2 protein-coding genes and 1 pseudogene are annotated in these 1523 nt (G+C 61.1%); 2 read left to right on the top strand and 1 reads right to left on the bottom strand.

Annotated features, from left to right (window positions below):
• Positions 1–426 (bottom strand): annotated as a pseudogene (locus BKD70_RS23355) (collagen-like protein); the annotation flags it as partial.
• 179 nt (positions 427–605) lie between these two features.
• Here BKD70_RS23355 and BKD70_RS23350 point away from each other — a divergent pair.
• Together BKD70_RS23350 and BKD70_RS23345 are read left to right on the top strand one after the other, a co-directional pair.
• Positions 606–1103 (top strand): DUF6231 family protein, encoded by a 498-nt coding sequence (locus BKD70_RS23350; protein WP_070415492.1) that lies wholly within the window; start codon positions 606–608, stop codon positions 1101–1103.
• Between the two features lie 4 nt (positions 1104–1107).
• On the top strand, positions 1108–1523 hold a 416-nt coding region (locus BKD70_RS23345; protein ID WP_070415491.1), incomplete at its 3' end, for a YchJ family protein.

The following is a 1523-nucleotide window of genomic DNA, read 5'->3' as shown; positions in this document are numbered from 1 at the left end:
GCCCGCATATCCTTGGGCTCCAGCGCCACCACGGGCATCCACCGACAGCGCTTCGGCAGTCAGCGAGTTAATGCGCAAGGTCAGATCACGTCCAGCCTTGGCGGGTTTTTCGTGGGTGCCGGGGGCGCCCCGTGAGGTGATCTGGCTACCGTGCTCCAACTGCGCCTCGCGTACCTGCATTTGCAAGGCGGTATTGCCAGGCACAATGGTGATGCGTGCGTCGCGCCCCAAGTGCAGCTCATCCACCGTGACCTGGCTGATGGTGGCCGGAATCAGCAAGGTGCCGTAGTCCGCCACGTCCAGGCGCTCGAGCTGCAACACGCTGGTACTGCTGGGCAAGCGCATCAACGAATTGGTTTCGACACTGACGCTCTGGGCCAGGGCAACGGGGCTGACCAACAGGGCCAACAGAAAAACCTTACGCATCATGGGGCTCCTGAGTGTTTTCAAATTTTTCTTTGAGCGCACAGTAACGACTTCTACCGGCGATTTGCCAGTGAAGGATCAAAAAACTTCAATTCCACCTCGGTGGGTATCGACCGCCGCGCTCTAGGCCCACGCGCCCAGCCGCGCTAGTCTCTACGGTCTTGATGCGAGGATCTGCAATGACCGCTGGAATTTCTGCCCGTACGCCCCAACAAGCCTTGGCGGCCCTGCTGGACCTTCACAGGCCAAAACACCTGTTGTTAGTGGGCGCCAGCCAATTTCCGGCGCTGGATGCCTTCCGGGCTGCGCACGCGGATACCGAGGTGTTCTATGCCGCGCCAGGACCGTTGCCGGAAGACCTCGCCGTGCAGCGCTTTGACCTCGCGTTGGTGGTCGACTGCCTGGAGCACCTGTCCAAACCCCAAGGCCTGACCCTGCTCGGAGGCATCCGTAACCTCAACGCCAGCCGCATTGCCGTGCTGGTCGACCTGGGTGCCTGCGACTGGAAGGACACCGACTTTTTTTCCCTGGCCCTGCAAGCCGGCGAACGCTTCCAACGCGATGATCAGGTGCTGACGCTGTTTACCTATGATCTGCTTGACTATAAACAGGTGCCGGACTGGCTCAACGCCCGCTTCTGGGCCAACCCGGAAAACTTCGGAAAGTATTGGTGGTAACCCGATGAGTACATCCATTTGCCCGTGCGGCAGCGGCAATCTGCTGGATGCCTGCTGCGGCCATTATCACGCCGGCCACCCGGCCCCCTGCGCCAGCGCGTTGATGCGCTCGCGCTACAGCGCCTATGTGCTGGGCCTAGTCGATTACCTGGTCGCCACTACGCTGCCTGCGCAACAGGCTGGCCTGGACCGCGACGCCATTGCCGCCTGGAGTGCCCAGAGCACCTGGCTGGGCCTGGAGGTGGAAAGCTCCGAGGTATTCGGCGGCCAGCCTGAGCACGCCTTTGTCACCTTTACCGCGCGCTGGCATGACGCTGCCGGTGAACATAGTCACCGCGAGCAGTCTTCTTTCGTACAGAATGAAGGGCGCTGGTACTTCATCGATCCTACGGTAGAAGTGAAGGCCGGACGTAACGATGC

The organism is Pseudomonas sp. BS-2016 (assembly GCF_001806145.1).
In the GTDB taxonomy this organism is placed as follows: domain Bacteria; phylum Pseudomonadota; class Gammaproteobacteria; order Pseudomonadales; family Pseudomonadaceae; genus Aquipseudomonas; species Aquipseudomonas lundensis.
Note: the sequence above shows the minus strand (reverse complement) of the source record. Positions and strands in the feature narration are given on the sequence as shown.

What these genes read in the sequence shown, in the direction of transcription:
- BKD70_RS23350 (WP_070415492.1), top strand. Translation starts at nt 606, where the DNA reads ATGACCGCTGGAATTTCTGCCCGTACGCCCCAACAAGCCTTGGCGGCC.